Here is a 17,820-nt window from a genome sequence, read left to right on the forward strand (position 1 = left end):
TTTTATCATGAGTCAAGCAATGCTAACTATTATTCTGCCTTTATCTCTAGCTTGGATGATGTATTGCGTTGGCCTGACGCTAAAATTAGATGACTTTAAGCGTATTAGATCTTTTCCTCTAAAAATAACAGCTGGTCTAATAACGCAATTGATCGGCTTACCTATTATTGCCTATGGCTTTATTCACTTTTTAGGATTACCTGAACCCATCGCAATTGGTCTTTGGCTACTAGCATTAGCACCAGGAGGAGCTTCATCAAATACAATTACTTATTTAAGTGGTGGCGATGCTGCATTATCAATTAGTATGACAGCATTAAGTAGCCTTATTATCCCATTTAGTCTTCCTTTAATGTTGCCATTAGTACTTACTGATGCGCATTTAGTCATGCCAATAAAGATTGCGATACTTCAATTAGTAGCAGTGACTATAGTACCGACAACTATCGGTATGGTGATGAGAGCTTACATATCAGCAATATGGTTTAAAAACTTTATTAAAGTATCGGGAAAATCAGCATTATGGGCGTTATTTTTTACGGTATTTGTAACGTTACTTGCCAATTTATCAGTTTTTGAACAACTATTTTCCATTGCATCAGTCGCTGTTTTGTCCTTATGTCTCTGTGGAGGAGCACTAGGGGCAATAGTCGCAAAGGTAATCGGTGGCGATAATACGGTAATAAAAACGTTTTCCATTGAAGTCGGCATTCAAAATGCGGGTACCGCAATCTTTGTCGCAGTAGTACAATTACAACGACCAGATCTTGCAGTTACACCATTGCTCTACGGTATTCTTATGAATATTCCAGCATTGATGCTAATTTATTGGCATAAATCTCATAAAGAAATAACAATTTAAGTCTCTTTTTATAGATAAATTGCAGATACAAAAAGACCGCCACTATAGACGGTCTTTTTGTATCATATCGATATATGTACATTAATAAGACTTAACCCATTATTGGACAAAAACGTATTAGCTGTCGATTGAAAGCTTTTATTACGCGCTAAATCCATTCCTGCTTATCTTGAGAAATCGTAATTGTTGTTTCAATTTCACCAGTGTGGGCTGTAGATGCTGGTTCGATCATCATAAAATGAGTATCCGGTTTAGCGACAGGACAATGTTCAATACCTTTCGGAACAATATACATTTCACCTGGATTTAAAACTATATTACCAGCTTGAAGCTTTAAAGTTAGTTGGCCTTTAAAGACAACAAATAACTCATCTTCGTTATCATGCTTGTGCCAAACTAACTCTCCGCTACCTTTGGCAATTTTTACCAGTTGACCATTTGACTCAGCAATAATTTTAGGTGTCCATTGTTCATCGAATAGCCCAAACTTTTCATTAATGTTAATTTTACTCATAAGTTACAACCTTATCGTATAGTGCCTCTGCATGCCAATACTTAGCACTAAGGAGTGCAAGCATGCGTTTACGTCCTGGTGATGACTAAGGCTTAGCCAAGTAATGCACCGCCATCAATATCAATCACAGTCCCTGTCATATAAGAATTATTAATAAGAAGCAGATATGCCTTTGCTACGTCACTAACCTCACCTACTTTACCTACCGGCAAGCTATTTTTAGTACGCTCATACAGGGTGTCTCTATCGTATTCATTCATACCTTGGTAAGCTTCAGTTTTTATTAAACCAGGGCTGACAGCATTAACTCGAATAGGAGCCAGTTCTTTAGCCAGTACTTTAGTGGTAGCTTCCATTGCAGCATTAATGGCTGTTTTCACATAAGTATTAGCAACGACTTTACGCGACAACATGCCAGAAGTCAGAGTTATAGAGCCCCCTTTCTTGATGTAACGCACTGCATGTTTTACTGAGTTAATTGTGCCCCAGAACTTAGTATTAAAGGCAGATTGCGCTTGGGAAACTTCAACATCCACTACTTTACCGGCTGGAGCATAAGAGCCAGCTGTAACGATAAGGTGATCGAACGCACCGATATTTTCAAAGTAGTCGCACACAGATTGTGCGTTGCAGATATCTAATCCAGTTTTACGGCTCGCAACATGTACGATGGCGTTATCATGTTCTAATTGTTTAGCCAATTCGGCACCAATGCCTGATGTACCACCAATGAGCACATAAACTATTTGCTCCAATTTCATAATTTTTTGTCCTTACCTTGTTTTGATAGGAACAGTATATTATTTTAAATAAACTTGATAATTATGTAACATTTGAATTAATTATTTAGTTTAACTAAACAATAATATTAAAGGATAAGGTATGGACAAATTTTCTGATATGACGCTGTTTGCCAGTATCATCAAAAATCAAGGATTAGCAGCGGCGGGCAGAGAATTAGGTTTATCCCCTGCCGCGGTAACAATAAGACTACAAGCATTAGAAGAACGCTATAGGGTTAAGTTGCTCAATCGTAGTACCAGACATATTTCTTTGACTGACTCTGGGGCTATGTATTATCAAGCTTGTCTGGAAATTATCGACAGCGTCAAAGAGACGGAAAACTTGCTCCAAACAGGAACCACAGAAGTACGTGGAATACTAAAAATCTCTGCACCTCGAGATATTGGTAAACAATATATCTCACCGATATTATCGGAGTTTAGTGAATTATATCCTGATGTGATCCCTTACTTATACTTGAACGATAATTTGTCCAACTTGGCAGAATCTGGGCTGGATGTTGTAATTCGTTACGGAGAATTAGCAGACAGCAACCTCATCTCTCGAAAACTCGCTTCTAGTCGACGCGTTTTGTGTGCTTCTCCTCAGTATCTTGCAAACAAAGGCACTCCAATTACGCCACAAGATTTAGCCGAACATAATTGCTTAGCGATGGTGCGCAATAACGAGGAAATGAAAACATGGCATTTTCAAGACGAAGAATTGCACAACGTAATTACTGTGGTACCAAAGCGTTTTTCAGATGATGGTGAAGTCATTCGACAGTGGGCATTAGATGGCGCAGGCATTGCGTTAAAATCAATCCTTGATATTCAAGAAGACATTAAACAGCAGCGACTAGTCACTGTACTCAATGGCTACATGAAAAACTTCAACGCATTCACTTCTTCTGCTAACGCCGACTTAAATGTGATTTACCTCAGTCGCCAGTATCAACCTAAGAGACTTCGATTGTTTCTTGATTTTTTAATTGAACGTTTTGCTGAAATATTAAAGTAACACGAATATTTATTGTGAGTTTGGCCAATTTTTTATCTAAATATTCAATGCTAACTATTCTTTTATAAAGAAGACGACACATATTACCCAGTGTCGTCTTACTAATAACCCACCACATATTTTCTCTACGCTAGGTAACACCATCATAGAGTATAGCTTTAGAGAACCTAATATTCTTCTACCCAAAGTAATGCCCATTTGATCTTTTACGTATCAATAATAAATTAAAATATTTATTTGAATTAATTTATAAAAAACTTAACTTATCTTTAAATTAGATTGAATATAAATTAAACGTCTTATACTTTATATTTAGAAAATAAAACAAATTCATTCGGTACTTATATGTTTTATGAACATAATGATACATTTATAAAATTAAAAAAAGAAAACTGTCATTTTTATAAATTATTTATTCAATATAATGTCTTAGATAAAGCAATCTTAAAGCTTGAAAATAACTTCAATGATATCTTAGAGTTAAAACAAATACAATTAGATCTAAAGTACAAGATGTTTTCTATTATTAGAGATGAAGAAGAATATAATTTACAAAAAAATGAAAAACCTTTATCTATGGTAAATACTTGTAGTGATTGGAATAATATTGAACAAGATGATTTTGCTAATTAGTAAAAACGTTTATAAAAATCATGTTGTACCTTTAAACATAACACCTCCCTATTACGCTGCTATTTACCAACAGAATAATAGGGATTTAGTTATTTAAAGAGACATCCTCTTTACGCTAAAAGGATACAACATCCACATACACAGATAATTATATCACCAGCTTCATTTTCTAAACACTCATCCCCATCACAACAAGATTTAGGATTTATTAAAAAGAATCTACACATACCCCACCTAAATTTGTAAAACCAACGCCATAACCAATTAACAACCAGCATAATAAAGATATTACGTATCCAAATTTGTGATGATTATTGTACTATGAGAATGTTATCTCTAATTATTCGTATTACTGTTATATGCAATATATCCGATTTATAAGCCATTGCATGAGTAGTACTGTAAGATACGCTAAACGTCAATTTCGGGATTAAAGTCACGCCCCCAAGAGTGTAGACTGAGCATTGCTATCCTTAACTACAAAACGTAAACTCTGATGTCGTTAAATGATAAGTAAATCGTCGTTGTTAGCTTTTTATGGTTAAATTACTGACTCTGTTGTATTGAAAATGCCAACATAGCGTATATTCATAAAGAATCGCTGAATATTGCTTATTCTGTTTTGCAAAACAGAAGTTAATAATAACCGTTTATTAGAGGTAGTTAGAATTCACAAAAATAGATTGAAAATAAGATGATTCAGCATCTAGTCCAATAGGGCTAATGTGTATATCCGTCATTCTATTCAATGCATAGAAATCAGGTTTTTGAGCAGGTGTAGCCCCTAATAACAAAGCAATGGCTACTAGTTCTGGAGGGAAAAAAACTTGAATTTGAAGACTATCTTTATGCATAACTGAAATGGGGCATTTAAAAAACGCACCTAGTGGTAAGCCATTGAAGTAATCAACTACAGCTGTTGAAATTTGAATCTCTGTATTGAGAGCCTCGCTTGGCGTATTTATATAATCAATATTTAAAACATTCCACGTCATACCTAACACCCGTATTATTCAATTATAACTTACTCAATAACTATAGATATCAATATAAGATTCGTTAGTTTTTTATCTGATACAAACTAACTATTATTTCTCGCAAAGTTTGTTTGAGTACTAATTTCGACCGCAAAATTCTTTATATTTTGTTGTATATGTTTCAGAACAATAACACCAACGCCCGGCTATAAATCTTTTATAAAAGAGCTTTTCACATCCTTGTAAATCCATTTAACCGTATTACGAAAGCAAACTTAAACCCACGGTTCGAAAAGCTTATTTACACTACTTCATGTGCATAATGATTCAATACATATTTACAATTTATCTTCCATTAAATGCGATCAGTATCACACTTACTGTTTTATTTAAGTGGAATATACCTCTTTAAGGTATTTCTCAAACACAACCATTATGGTTGAAATGTATAACTTAGGACGTTCAAATGACTCAAGAAGAATACCATCTACACGGAATAATTCGCTTATCTATAAAACCTCATTAAAAAGGCATAAAAAAACCACCGCGCCTTTCGGTGCAGTGGTTCTGGTATGGCTTCCAATCATGTAATTGATACGTACTAACAGTATTTTTGATTACTTAACATCATTAAGATATTGCCAATAGTTATTATAAATAAAGGTGATTAATGATCCCCTTTACTATATCCATCCCTCAAAGATGATGGCTCATTTGATTTTTTCAACCTTAAATCAATAGCTTGTTTGATTTCATCTGCTGCATATTTATCCATAGAAAACATTTCTTCTGTGTTTCTACCTGGGATTTTCCCGAATTCATCACTAGGAATAAAATATCCATAAGAAGCATTGGCTAACCCAACAAATAATTTATATTTGCCGTCCATTTCATGCTTAATCGGTAGTCCTAATCGTGATAATGCTTCACCAGGGAAGGTTAATAAGCTGACATCTTTACCGATATGTGCATATTTTAAATCAACAGAAACTTGCTTTTTATCATCCAAATTAATATCCAATACGCCATTTTGTTGCAGCTGAAGCATAGCGGTATTGGTTACAGCATGATTGAATGAAATTGTTGAAACATCGAGTGATCCCCTCACTTTTTTCTTTTCTTTCTCTGATTCAAGGATTGCATTCGCGGCTAAATTTCCGACTTCCTCTGCTTTTTCAAACGTTCTATCTGAAGTATTAAATTGAGCGTCACCCAAAATACCATTGACAAATATTGTCATTCCCCCTCTATTGCGCTCAATCTTTGTTCTTAAGCTATCAATATAATCACTACTATATTGCATATTGTTGCCATCTAATATGGTGGGATGTGCACTTAAGTTAACTAGTGTAGCAATAGGTTGATTTGTTTTCCTATTGTTGAAAAAAAGTGTAGTAACACTATCATCGACAACATCCCAACCTCTGCGATTAGAGACAGGTACACGAGTTTGTGCTGCAAACGTTTTTACAACTTTAGCCGTGGATTGCGCTTGAATGATAGATCTAGCTGCCATATCAACAATTCGGTTGCGATATTCTTTATCAACACCGCCCCATATTCCTTGGTAATCGAGCCCTGCGTGAGTATGTGTGGCAATAATGACCAGATTTCTAGTATCTAATCTATCGGTCAGTTCGCTTACGCGTTGCCTAATATCGTGAATGATGGAATCGCCAATACCCGTGGTATCAAAAACTAACATCGATAATTGCGTCTTCTTACTTGCCATATAAAGCGCGCGTACAGATAAATAGTCATGCGTTTCTGTCACACCACAGCGAGGATTAGTTAATGGTAAACCGTACCCTCCCATGCAGCTGTCAGAAAGTTCTGACGAGGTAGGTGTTATATTTTCTTTCCATACACCGACTTTTATCGCAGCGAAAGAAAGTTGTGGTGTCAAAAGAAAAATAAAGATAATGCAAAATGTTTTCATCGACTTTTCTCGTTATTGATAGAAAGGAACAAGCATTTAATTTTAAAATAGGAAAGAAAAATCCCTATTTATAAACCAATATCCGATATAACTGTAATAGCTATAAATGCACTTATAATTGCTTTACGTATCTTATGTTCTTTTATATTGAATGTAAGAGAACATGTTCATGGTAAACGAAGATATATAGACCGGGATATGCTCGATTTTATTTTATCATTTACAAATTAAGTAAATAACATATTATTATCGTGATCTACTTCAAGTTAAATAACTATAATCACCTTATATATTTACCATGATTTTATAAATACATAAAAACACCTTGATGAGTAGCCATTTAATAACAGCCCCTTATTCCTAAAGACAAGCATAAAAAAGCCACATCCCTTTCGGGTGCGGCTTTAGATAATGGAATTAGAGTATTTTAGATTCAGGTAGAATCAAGACGACAGCTACACTATAAAAAAGGGAGAAGTTCTGCTAGTTATATCCACTTCCATGTGGTTTTTGTCCTTATCTACACGTCATGTTTCATATTGATACATACTTATACACTATATTTATTAGAGTAAATATTCTTATTTTTAATATAACATGCAAAATTAAACGCCTATAAAATCAATTTGTTGCTGAAGATTTATCATGAAAAAATCAATTTCATAAATAAAATAACGCCAGAAACCCGCAAATAGCAGTCACTCAAGGCATAATATTATTATGCGGTAACATTTAGAGGCAACAAAGGCTGCCTAAGCGACCTACTGAAAATTAGCTTAAGCCATTGTTTTTAAATATTATCATCAAGAATTTTATGTTTTATTCTCGGTAATACTATTGAATTGACTCTACTACGCTGCTTGTAACTATTTGATATACAATCGCTAAATGACTTTCTTCGTCACTTAGGACTCTTCAGGGCAAAATTCGTTATTAATTCCATTAAATCAGAATAAACTAAATCGTCCTCAATTGACTGAATGACACTATTCTGCATCATTTATAACTAATAAAAGAATACGTTTTTATGCTTTGCTCTAAAAATAAATAGACTTTTTTCTAATATAGATATTAAATAAAAGCTCTTATTAGCATGTAAGGATATTAATGTATGAAATGTTTGTGTTGCCCTCAACCACTAAGGACTTCACTTAGTGCTCAAAAAAATGGTACTTACTATAAATCTTGCCCTGAGTGCTCAGATTTTGATTCTGAACATGTATTCTACCCATTAGAAGCATTTGGAAATAGAGACGTACTAGGTACAGAAATACAGTCATGGTGTATAAGCTGTAGAAGAAGAGCTGAAAGTGAGCGTAAAATTGCGCTTGATTTAATGAGGGATCCTAATTACACAAGGGTATATATTTTTGAAAAATTAAAATGCCGCCAGTTACTTAACAACTAGGTTACACTTAAGGCCGAATTAGGAGAAAATTTGGACCTTTATAATTAACCCTATAAATAATTATTTTCATTTTTAATACTCATCCCATTAAATATTCCTTATAAGAATTTATTTAATTCATCTACTCTTTTTTATTCCATCACAATTACGTGATTGCACATTGGATGATCTAACATACTTATTTCAAGCACCAGTAAGCTTATATGATAAAATCAATTAATATAATAACATTACCAGCAAATATTAACTTCTACTTAAATGGCCAATACTGTTAGATCATATATAAACCAATACATTAACTTTCATTTCAATTCACATTGACGAATAAACAAATTCAAATTTGTCATTCATTCGAACATAACTATCTCTCACTAAATCTCCCTTTCCCAAACCGTCTTCAATATCTCTCGCATGATTTAGCAAAGATTCACATACAATGTAATCACCCCCCCAATTCCGACTATATTGCTGCTTTGCGTTGGTTGCGTTCTGCTATGAATAAACACTAATGGACAGAAATTGGTTAGGCTATTTAGGCTGGTAGGTATTAGGAAACGTATGAGTAATGTCAGCTTAAGTGGCATTTATGAAGATCCTATGTTTCTTTGGTGTTTCTTATCATCCCAGATAAATATCATTTGATTAAAAACAATATGGCTTAATAAAAAAACCGATATGTTATTAGCATATCGGTTTTCTCGTTTTATCTTATTATTTGTAGTGGTTCTAGTGAATGCTACCAATACGGTTGAAGCGAACCCCATTCGGTAACCAACTTGGCCACATTGAATCTGCGTCATGATTGAAGGTAAAGCTGATCCAAATAAAGGTCGCTTTGCCAACTAAGTTCTGCTCTGGCATAAAGCCCCAGTAACGGCTGTCTAAACTGTTATCTCGGTTATCACCCATCGCAAAGTAATGGCCTTTTGGTACAACCCACTCGCCCATTGGTGAACCTGGCTGTTGGTAATAACTGTAAATTTGTTCTGGTAATGCAGGATCACGCAAAATATGGTGATTCACTTTACCTAGTTGCTCGTTGTATTCATTTAACTGTACGCCTTGCTCAGTAAAGTTAGTTAAGCCAACATATTGTTTGGGTACTTCTTGCGCGACAGGACATACTTTCTGACCATTACAAGCCGGTTTAATATAAAGGGTTTTGTTTTGGTAAATAACGGTGTCACCCGGTAAACCAACAACACGTTTGATTAAATCGATCTTCGGGTTTGATGGATCAATAAATACTGTAATGTCACCACGTTGCGGTTTACCCGTAGGGATTAGTGTTTTGTGGAAAATAGGATCGCGTAGCCCGTAAGCGAATTTTTCTACGCCAATAAAATCACCAGGTAACAAGGTTGGCTGCATTGAACCACTTGGAATTTGAAAAGGTTCGATAATAAATGATCGAATAATTAAAATAGCAAACAACACCGGAAACATTGAGCGTGCTTGAGCAACCCAACCTGATGTACTCTCCTGTGTCTGCCCTTCTCGTTTAGGTCTCCATACAAACTTATCTAACGCGAAAACAATACCTGTTATTAAGGTCGCGAGAGTAAGAATGAGTGAGAAAAATTCTGCTGCATTGAATATTGAAAGCATGTACGATCCCAAAAAATGTGTAAATAAAATAATCTATGAATAATAGTACTGCTTATTGAACATGATTAATGTGCGAAATAAAATGGTTAGATTTTGTAAACTATGATCTCACCTTGTTCGTCATTATTTTAATAGCTTAAACGGCTACGACGCGCAATTCTGAGAGATGAGCTACCGATGATCTATCACATGTTTAAGCATTAATGATACCCATATAAAGACACAAAAAATAACCCTACAACACGCGGATAGTAGATTCCCTATCGCCCTCACGGCATTCACTGTAGGGAATGACGAACAGGAAGGCTTTATTTTCCCTAAAAACTGGCCTCTATTAGGTCAGTTACGGGATACTTAGCCTTATAACGTATAGCTTTAAAATAATATTAAGTTGTGATGCAGCATGTCATTGATTGCTATAACTTGATATTGAGCCAACGGCTTTTAGAAAAACTATGAAAAAAACCAACGAATCAAGCTTGTACTGGATTGACTCTAATACGTAACTTGTAACCATTTGATATTAAAGAGCTAAATAACCTTTCAAATTACTTAGGACACTTCAGGGACAAAGCCACGTTTTAATTTTATTAAGTGAGTATAGATTAGATCGTCCTCCAGCATCTGAACACTATGATTCAACACAGCTTAATTTATATTTTAGCTTGAATTTACCCACCATTTTTTACCAAAAAATATCTTTTTAATAGTTTTCGCTTATTTTTACTGGCGATTTTTTACTTCGTGACTATAGTTATTATGTACAGATAAATAACAACAGTAATAATATTATTATTATCGTTATTGATAATACATAACACTGTTTAATCATATTTATTATTCTTATAGGATTATTATGAAAACTGATTTCGATTCCAAATTAGAGCATTTAGAAGAAATTATTAATCGTTGTCTTTGTCTTTTTGCAAAAATTGATATTAGTGAAAGTGAGCCAATTAATCTTTGTAGGAAAATGGTTTATGGTGAATTAACTACAAAAGACGTCCAAGGTGATTTTGAACTATGTTTATCCATTAATAGTGGTTTGGGATTATTATCAACATTTGAAGAGCAAGCGGAACATTTTGATTTTCAAGATGAATTAGAAATAATTAATTATTTCCAAGCTTTATTGAAGAATTTAAACTCTTTATTGATATTATATACTAATGAGAATGTTATTGGTTTTCATGGCTTTGGTGATTACGGGTATTCTGAGTATTTAGACTCATCTGATTTTGATCGACTAGCATCAAAGAATATAAGCAGTCCAACATCATTAATGTCAAATAAATATTTTGACGATGAACTTAGATTTAAAGATGATTTCGAGTGCGACTATATAGATAAGAATAAAGCTATTTCTTGGTTAAAAGATCGTAGACATTTCAAACCAATTATTGAAGTTGACATATCATTAGATAACCCTAATGATATAGAATTCACTACATACGAAGATCCTTATTTAAGCATTGAAAAGTATATAAACCGCCTAGTAGAAAAGAATAAAAAAGTAGAATACTATTCAAATTTACTGAAAAGTCATAACAATAATTTTTATGACTTACTAAATGACAATCATGCAATTTTAGAATTAAATGAATTACTCTCTTTAGACTTCCTATCATTTTGCAGTAAAGTTAATGATGCAAAAAATATAGTTATTGAAAAAGAAAAAGAAAAAGAAAGTATTTTTTTAGATTTTAAAAATAATAAAAACATTAGTTATATTGATGTTGTCGATTATATTATTAAAATTGGTGGATATTCACACAAAAATATAACAGAAACAAAATATATTAAACCAATGATTATTGGTGAAAATGTTATTGCTATAGAAAAAACAAAAAAAGTAAATATATGGTTACAAAAAAAAATATGCACAACGTCATTAACAAGTTTTAATACTACAGAATATGATAAAGTTGAAAAAAATGCTCATATTTATGGACGAAACAGTAATTTAAAAAAAATACCTGAACTTGCATATGATACTTTATTTAAAGTGAAAGTTCTTAATGGAGAAGAAGTAATAAAATTAATTTCAATTATAACAAAATAAATCTAATACTATATCGGATATTATTATGTATTTATCTAAACATGTACAACAACGAATGATAGAGCGAGGATTAACTATCAATGATATTGACTTAGCAATTAAATATGGGCTTATTGTAAAAAATAAATCAAGGGAAGATAATGTAGTTACATTTGAAAGAAATGGTATTTATGTTATCGCAACAAATGGGTGGGAACCGTCTGTAATTACAGCTTTTGTGAAAGAATACTACTAATAAGGTCTTATAATATGTTGTTATCTAAATTTAGAGATTCAATAGAAAATTTAACCTTTCCATTAAATGAATTACCTAATTCATTATTATTACAGGAAAATCAATCACTAACTATATACTACGCTCCTTTTGATTATATTAACTTATCTGCAAAAATTGTTATTTGTGGTATTACACCAGGCTTACAACAAGCACAAATTGCTTTGCAGAATGCACAACAACAACTTTCAATTAATGCTCCGTTAGACGTTGTTTATAAATCATCAAAAGAAACAGCCAGTTTCGCAGGATCTATGCGTAAGAATTTAATACGTATGTTAAATTATATTGGATTACATGAACATCTGGGGATTCATAACTGTAAAGAGTTATTTAGCTCTCGAAAAGATTTAGTACATTACACTTCCGTCTTACGTTACCCTGTATTTGTAAATGGAAAAAACTATAGTGGCCGTACACCAAAAATGTTGAATTCACCATTACTACGAAATGTGATTGAACAGTATCTCGGTGACGAACTATGTCAATTATCACCTGATACTTTATATCTTCCATTAGGTGATTCGGTAGCTGATGTGCTGTATTTTATGGCTGATAATGGCTATATCGAACGTAATCAAATTTTAGCAGGTATGCCACATCCATCAGGGGCTAATGCTGAAAGAATTGCTTTTTTCTTAGGTGAAAAGTCTGAAAACTCATTATCTATAAAAACTAACCCAGATATTATTTTAGAAAAAAAACGATTACTAATAAATACATTATCTTCACTTTGAACAATTATAAACAATTTGATATTAATTTATAAAAAATAAATATTGTTATTAAAAATTTATTATACTGATATAAGTTTTATTAGGTGATAAAGTAATGTTTATATCATAAGGACGCTTCCATTAAAGAGTTTCCCATAAAATACACGAGAGTTATTTAATTCAAGGAGATTTTATATGAAAAATAGAATAAATCGCGTTCCAGTTTCCACAGAAGAAACATGTTGTATTCCTTTTAATAAAGGTCAAAAAGCAAAAGCTGGATATAAGGTTGGCGAAACACCTGTGAAAGATAATGGTGCTTATATCCAAGATTTTGACGATGCACTCAATGCTATGAGAATAATGTATTGTGCTGGGTGGCGTGATTACGGTAAAGGAAATACCCAAAGTGCTCATAAAGCCATTGGTTGGATTAATTATAATGATGCAGAGTTACTACTATCTGAAAAAAACAATTCCAAACGTATTTCACTCTTTAACTCTTTAACTGATGTAACTAAATAGTAAACAAATTTTACATTGAATAACGAAACACTAGAATTCTATCAAGCTCATGTGAATATCTTGGTGTTAAATATTGAATCTAGATTATTTTTATCCCAAACATATTATATGATTAACGTTACGCATCACGCTCTACCCTTCACTACCGAAAATAGGCAGAATCGCTAACCTCGGTGGTGGTGGTTAAGAGCGTCGAAAATTTTTATTTCCCGAGAGTTGGACTCGTTAGCACAATTTGCTCTTTCGGAAGAACCTAGACATTAATTCCTATCTAAACCAATGAACCCTGTAGTAATATCTTTCAACAAACTTTCCAACTGCTCTGCGAATAAAACAGTTACGCCATCAATATCTTTAAAATCTTCTTCTGGATGATCATCTTCAAGACAGCAAGTGACAATGACGTATTTATCTATAACAGTGAAGTTTTCATTATTCCAGTAATCAGCTTTTTGAATCTGTTTAATAGCGCCATCACTCATTAATCCACGGTAATCCTTCACTTGGATAGCAATACCGTAACTCTTCCCAAGTAAACCAGGTAATGTAATGAGGATATCCGTACCATGATCCTTCTCAGCAGGCCCACCAGTACGCTCAACTAAAATTGGCTCAGGTAAAATCTTTCTAATACCTTCAACTAATGCGTATTCCCACTCTTCATTAGAAAATTGCTTATTCATCTGTTGATAGAAACTATTATAAAAATTCGTTTGTTCAAGAGATTTACTTATATTATCAGTGAGAAGATTATTAAAACGGTTACTAAAACCAATCGAATCAATTAAAAGTTCATCATGATTAATAAGCGCTTCAATACTGTCTTTACAATGACTCATATTCCAAAAGCGATTAACCTGTTTTAAGCTCGCTCTTAGATCCCCCAATACGTTCGTATTTGTTCTATTAAAACTTTTAATCAAACGAGCAGGGAAAATATGCCCAAAGTCCTCTAGCTCAGGATGAATGAAAAAATCATAACCTTCATCAAAATCTTGTGTCGCTTCAACGATTGCAACTTCATTCCATGTCGGTAATCGAGGTACTAATAATATGTCACCTTTCTTTACCTTACGAAAAATAGGTAGATTGCGACGAGCGCCACTATCCATCGTGAGCTGCCTTAGATTCTGCTCATCATCCCATCCCCAACCCTGTCTTAACTTACCTTCTGCCAACTCTTGACGGAAAAAGTCAATCTTCGTTTTATCAATTCGGTAACCCCAATAATTTCTAGACATTTAACGCACCCTAAATTCAGTAAAATAAGCCGCACAGTGTAATCTTACTATTTCTAAAACAAATATATATAAAACAAAACTCATACCTCAATCACAATAATCGACTGCAGAACTTTCAACTGGGTTTTACTCAATTTTATTAGACCAACTTTCTAAGCATTATATTGACGATTAAACCGACCTATTACTGTTTCCATCTGACGTTCAATGTTCTTCAAACGTAAATCTTTATCTTTAGATGGGATGTAGACGAAATCCTTACACAACTACTACCTCTTGCTCTTTAATATATGGATACAAAAAAACCCTGCCATTTCTGACAGGGTTCGTCTGGATGTTAACAGTTACTGGCTAACTTTTTTTGTTATCACCCTAATCATTTGCATTACAACTAGAAGGAAAATAAACATGAAAAGAAAAGCTAGAAAACCATACCCCAGCGACATGTTTCTCATACTTACAAGATCTAATGCTGACAGTGATAAGGAAGATGAAAAGGCTGATAGCACAATTACATTTATGACTGCCATCCCGAAAAGTAAGCTAGCCCAAAAGATTGGAGTTAACGACTTCCTATTTACAGTAAATAACTTGTCATCCCTTTTTGCTTCAAAAAAAAGAATTCGACCTAACATATATGAGACCAGCAGCCATAGCGCTACATAGCCTAATGAAAAAGTAATAACTAGTGGGGAATAGATGCTCGCATTAGAAAATATTGGTATGGAAAATCTTACCGCTTGAATTGCACCAAAAAATATAATTATGAGTATTGGGTAATACACTAAGCCACGAGTAATCTTATGAAGATTCATTAAATACCCCTAATAAAACGATGAATCTAAACCATTCACCATGTAAATACCGTGATCTACTCCTTACTTTACAACCACAAAAACCTGCCATCTCTGACAGGGTTAATTTGGGCACTAATTACGACCAAGAATGCCACCTAAAGGTAACAACCGAATGTCTTACAACATCGCAGTCAGAACAAGAACGCCAACAAATGCAGATAGAAGCCGATGCTAAAGCACAAGCAAAGGTTGAGGCTAAACAGGAAATATTATCCACTAGCGAAGAAAGTAAGCAAAGTGATGTGATTGCCAAAGCAGATTATGATAATGATAAAGTTACAGAAAAAGACGACTTCTTCTTTGATTATTACATCTCACATGACTCAGAAAAATTAAGACTTATTCATGATTTACTTAGCAACTCCGAATATAAAAAACACATAGCAAGAAGTTATGATCCGGAGATTAAAGCTCTTTGTGATGAACTGAAAAACGAAGAGTTAGTTGACCAACAAAGACTATCTGTATTAACTGATTTTATTATTCAGTTTCAATAAAGTTATACATCACACCGTTGTTAAAAATTGCAGGCATAACATCCATCAATGTAACTATTTTATTGGTGTTTTTATTTACAGTTTTAGAGAAGTTTGTTTTATAAAAATAGTATGTCTTAGGTAATTTACTTGATATTTCTTTAATCAATTCATTATAGTTAACAACATTAATGTCAATATTCATAGCTTTCAAAATACCGTTAAAATCGATAGTACCATAAGGTGCTCTACCAGAATCAAATCCATAATTTGATGTTACTGTATGATATAAGTTAGATTGATAATTACTAAACATTGGTATTTGTGCAAAGGATTCATAACCACCAGAAAGACACCAATTTAATTCAGGATTAATATCCTCTGATTTTATCGAATAAAATGCATCATTTTCAAAGTTCAGATTTAGCGCAGAAACACTATCGCACTTACCGCCAACAATAAAATCGACAATTGAGCCACGAAAGCTAATACGTTCTATTTTATACCCATTAGGCAACGTATCTAAAATCGCCTTACGAATAGTTGAAGCTATTTCATCAGATTCATTATCATTTGATAATGTATTAGTTACTATAAACCTTGAATACCCGCTACTATGTTTTTTAGCTGATAAATCAGCAACAATTCCACCACTTAAATTAACAGCCGCAGAAGCAAAATCCCCTGTCAATAAACTTAATGTACCGAATAACATAGATGCGCTACCAGCACTACCACCAACTAAATCAACTTTTTTTAATTCATCAATTTCTTTTTTTGTAAAATCCTTTAATTTAGATTTGTTAGCTGTTAATGCTGTTTGATTTGCAACGTTATAAGCATAACTATATTTATCACTAAATGCTTTTGGTTTAACGGTTTCAGTAGTTGCAGCACAACCATATAGCATCAATGATATACCAATAGCAGTTAGAGTCTGTTTCATTATTATTTCCTTATAAATAATTATAAACAAATAATAACACTAAGAGTTTTGATTACATAAAAAAACAAACATGACAACACTCACACTGTAAGATGTAAGATACTGATAATTATAATTTATTTTCAATATTTCAGTGTGTGCAATTCAAGTTTCAACAATCAAAATATTTTCATCTTTCGTCATAACACGATTACTCCATTAATCTATAAAATAAACTTATTCCACCGCCACTTCTTATCAAAACGGTACGTACCAAATACCCTCGTTCCCAAATCCGCTTCAACAAAGTACTCGCCCACGAACTCGACAACTCACAACGCTCGGCTATCTGCTCTGCTGTTACCTTTCACCAGGCATAATCGACTGCAGAACTTTCAACTGGGTTTTACTCAATTTGATTAGACCAACTTGATGAGGAACAGCTCGTGCCGCTTCCATCAAATTAACGTTGATTTGTTCGTTTTTCGTACAAATCTGCATTCTTATTATCATCCGCTGAGGTTTATAATGAAAAGTGGCTTCAAGCCAGTCTGGATAAGGGTTTATCGATGATTAGATTTTGAATCGAGACAGGTACACCATCCTTTTTAAGCCATTTATGGTACGTTTCTAACGCTTCTTTCTTCTGTAATTCCATATGTGTATGGATATAGGCTTGATCTAGCTTATCCCGCGCATGATTAAGCAAATATTCACACACAATGTAATCAACACCCAATTCAGCCCATATTGATCGTGCTCGCTTTCTAAGATCATGTGCACTCCATGCTTTCTTAGTACTCCCCGTACCCATTCACTGGCTTTAGCACTGTGGATTAGCTGATTATTCCAACGAGATAATGGGAACAAGTGATCACTGTTATAGCCTAGCTCACGCTGCCATGCTTGATATAAACGTAATAGTTCAATCATCTCAGTGGTAAGTGGATAACTCATTGCTACGTCATACTTGGCGTCTTCTTTAGGAATGAACCACCGC

At 33.6% G+C, this 17,820-nt stretch carries 17 protein-coding genes; 9 read left to right on the forward strand and 8 right to left on the reverse strand.

Features of this window, described 5'->3' with window-relative positions; genetic code table 11:
* The first annotated feature begins 7 nt into the window (after positions 1 to 7).
* Positions 8 to 862, forward strand: coding sequence for a bile acid:sodium symporter family protein (locus C0W29_RS00980; RefSeq protein ID WP_045044495.1), 855 nt, complete (start codon positions 8 to 10; stop codon positions 860 to 862).
* A 148-nt stretch (positions 863 to 1,010) separates the two neighbouring features.
* Here C0W29_RS00980 and C0W29_RS00985 read toward each other — a convergent pair whose 3' ends face one another.
* Complete coding sequence (locus tag C0W29_RS00985) at positions 1,011 to 1,376, reverse strand: cupin domain-containing protein (RefSeq protein WP_045041966.1); 366 nt, start codon at positions 1,374 to 1,376, stop codon at positions 1,011 to 1,013.
* Between the two features lie 92 nt (positions 1,377 to 1,468).
* Positions 1,469 to 2,137 (reverse strand): SDR family oxidoreductase, encoded by a 669-nt coding sequence (locus C0W29_RS00990; RefSeq protein ID WP_045044494.1) that lies wholly within the window; start codon positions 2,135 to 2,137, stop codon positions 1,469 to 1,471.
* A gap of 121 nt (positions 2,138 to 2,258) precedes the next feature.
* Between C0W29_RS00990 and C0W29_RS00995 the strand changes: the two genes are divergently transcribed.
* On the forward strand, positions 2,259 to 3,179 hold the full coding sequence (locus C0W29_RS00995) for a LysR family transcriptional regulator (RefSeq protein WP_045044493.1): 921 nt from the start codon (positions 2,259 to 2,261) through the stop codon (positions 3,177 to 3,179).
* A gap of 345 nt (positions 3,180 to 3,524) precedes the next feature.
* Positions 3,525 to 3,812 carry a YdcH family protein gene (locus C0W29_RS01000; RefSeq protein WP_045044492.1) on the forward strand — a complete coding sequence of 96 codons (288 nt, stop codon included), beginning with the start codon at positions 3,525 to 3,527 and terminating at the stop codon, positions 3,810 to 3,812.
* Between the two features lie 653 nt (positions 3,813 to 4,465).
* Here the strand turns inward: C0W29_RS01000 and C0W29_RS01005 are convergent.
* The 3 genes from C0W29_RS01005 to lepB form a co-directional block, all read right to left on the reverse strand.
* Positions 4,466 to 4,807 (reverse strand): hypothetical protein, encoded by a 342-nt coding sequence (locus C0W29_RS01005; RefSeq protein WP_045044491.1) that lies wholly within the window; start codon positions 4,805 to 4,807, stop codon positions 4,466 to 4,468.
* 649 nt (positions 4,808 to 5,456) lie between these two features.
* Positions 5,457 to 6,728 carry a hypothetical protein gene (locus C0W29_RS01010; protein WP_045044490.1) on the reverse strand — a complete coding sequence of 424 codons (1,272 nt, stop codon included), beginning with the start codon at positions 6,726 to 6,728 and terminating at the stop codon, positions 5,457 to 5,459.
* A gap of 2,134 nt (positions 6,729 to 8,862) precedes the next feature.
* Positions 8,863 to 9,744 (reverse strand): signal peptidase I, encoded by an 882-nt coding sequence (lepB, locus tag C0W29_RS01015; protein ID WP_045041959.1) that lies wholly within the window; start codon positions 9,742 to 9,744, stop codon positions 8,863 to 8,865.
* A gap of 856 nt (positions 9,745 to 10,600) precedes the next feature.
* On the opposite strand from lepB, the gene C0W29_RS01020 reads away from it, so the two are divergent.
* The 4 genes from C0W29_RS01020 (at position 10,601) to C0W29_RS01035 (ending at position 13,321) form a co-directional block, all read left to right on the forward strand.
* Positions 10,601 to 11,806, forward strand: coding sequence for a hypothetical protein (locus C0W29_RS01020; RefSeq protein WP_107277781.1), 1,206 nt, complete (start codon positions 10,601 to 10,603; stop codon positions 11,804 to 11,806).
* A gap of 25 nt (positions 11,807 to 11,831) precedes the next feature.
* A complete protein-coding gene (locus C0W29_RS01025) occupies positions 11,832 to 12,041 on the forward strand; it encodes a DUF4258 domain-containing protein (RefSeq protein WP_045041957.1) in 210 nt (69 codons plus the stop codon).
* A gap of 14 nt (positions 12,042 to 12,055) precedes the next feature.
* Positions 12,056 to 12,817, forward strand: coding sequence for a hypothetical protein (locus tag C0W29_RS01030; protein ID WP_045044488.1), 762 nt, complete (start codon positions 12,056 to 12,058; stop codon positions 12,815 to 12,817).
* 174 nt (positions 12,818 to 12,991) lie between these two features.
* Positions 12,992 to 13,321 carry a hypothetical protein gene (locus tag C0W29_RS01035; protein ID WP_045041955.1) on the forward strand — a complete coding sequence of 110 codons (330 nt, stop codon included), beginning with the start codon at positions 12,992 to 12,994 and terminating at the stop codon, positions 13,319 to 13,321.
* Between the two features lie 260 nt (positions 13,322 to 13,581).
* Here C0W29_RS01035 and C0W29_RS01040 read toward each other — a convergent pair whose 3' ends face one another.
* Positions 13,582 to 14,562 (reverse strand): hypothetical protein, encoded by a 981-nt coding sequence (locus C0W29_RS01040; protein WP_045041954.1) that lies wholly within the window; start codon positions 14,560 to 14,562, stop codon positions 13,582 to 13,584.
* 408 nt (positions 14,563 to 14,970) lie between these two features.
* Here C0W29_RS01040 and C0W29_RS01045 point away from each other — a divergent pair, with 408 nt between their 5' ends.
* Together C0W29_RS01045 and C0W29_RS01050 are read left to right on the forward strand one after the other, a co-directional pair.
* Positions 14,971 to 15,228, forward strand: a complete 258-nt coding sequence (locus tag C0W29_RS01045) for a hypothetical protein (protein WP_045072049.1) — start codon at positions 14,971 to 14,973, stop codon at positions 15,226 to 15,228.
* A 343-nt stretch (positions 15,229 to 15,571) separates the two neighbouring features.
* On the forward strand, positions 15,572 to 15,916 hold the full coding sequence (locus C0W29_RS01050) for a hypothetical protein (RefSeq protein ID WP_065190737.1): 345 nt from the start codon (positions 15,572 to 15,574) through the stop codon (positions 15,914 to 15,916).
* On the opposite strand, the gene C0W29_RS01055 is transcribed toward C0W29_RS01050, so the two are convergent.
* Together C0W29_RS01055 and C0W29_RS21535 are read right to left on the reverse strand one after the other, a co-directional pair.
* Positions 15,900 to 16,841 carry a hypothetical protein gene (locus tag C0W29_RS01055; protein WP_045044487.1) on the reverse strand — a complete coding sequence of 314 codons (942 nt, stop codon included), beginning with the start codon at positions 16,839 to 16,841 and terminating at the stop codon, positions 15,900 to 15,902. The genes C0W29_RS01050 and C0W29_RS01055 overlap by 17 nt on opposite strands.
* 660 nt (positions 16,842 to 17,501) lie before the next feature.
* Positions 17,502 to 17,777 (reverse strand): hypothetical protein, encoded by a 276-nt coding sequence (locus C0W29_RS21535; protein WP_146146379.1) that lies wholly within the window; start codon positions 17,775 to 17,777, stop codon positions 17,502 to 17,504.
* Positions 17,778 to 17,820 lie beyond the last annotated feature (43 nt).

This window comes from Photobacterium kishitanii, assembly GCF_003026355.1.
GTDB classification, from domain to species: Bacteria; Pseudomonadota; Gammaproteobacteria; order Enterobacterales; family Vibrionaceae; genus Photobacterium; species Photobacterium kishitanii.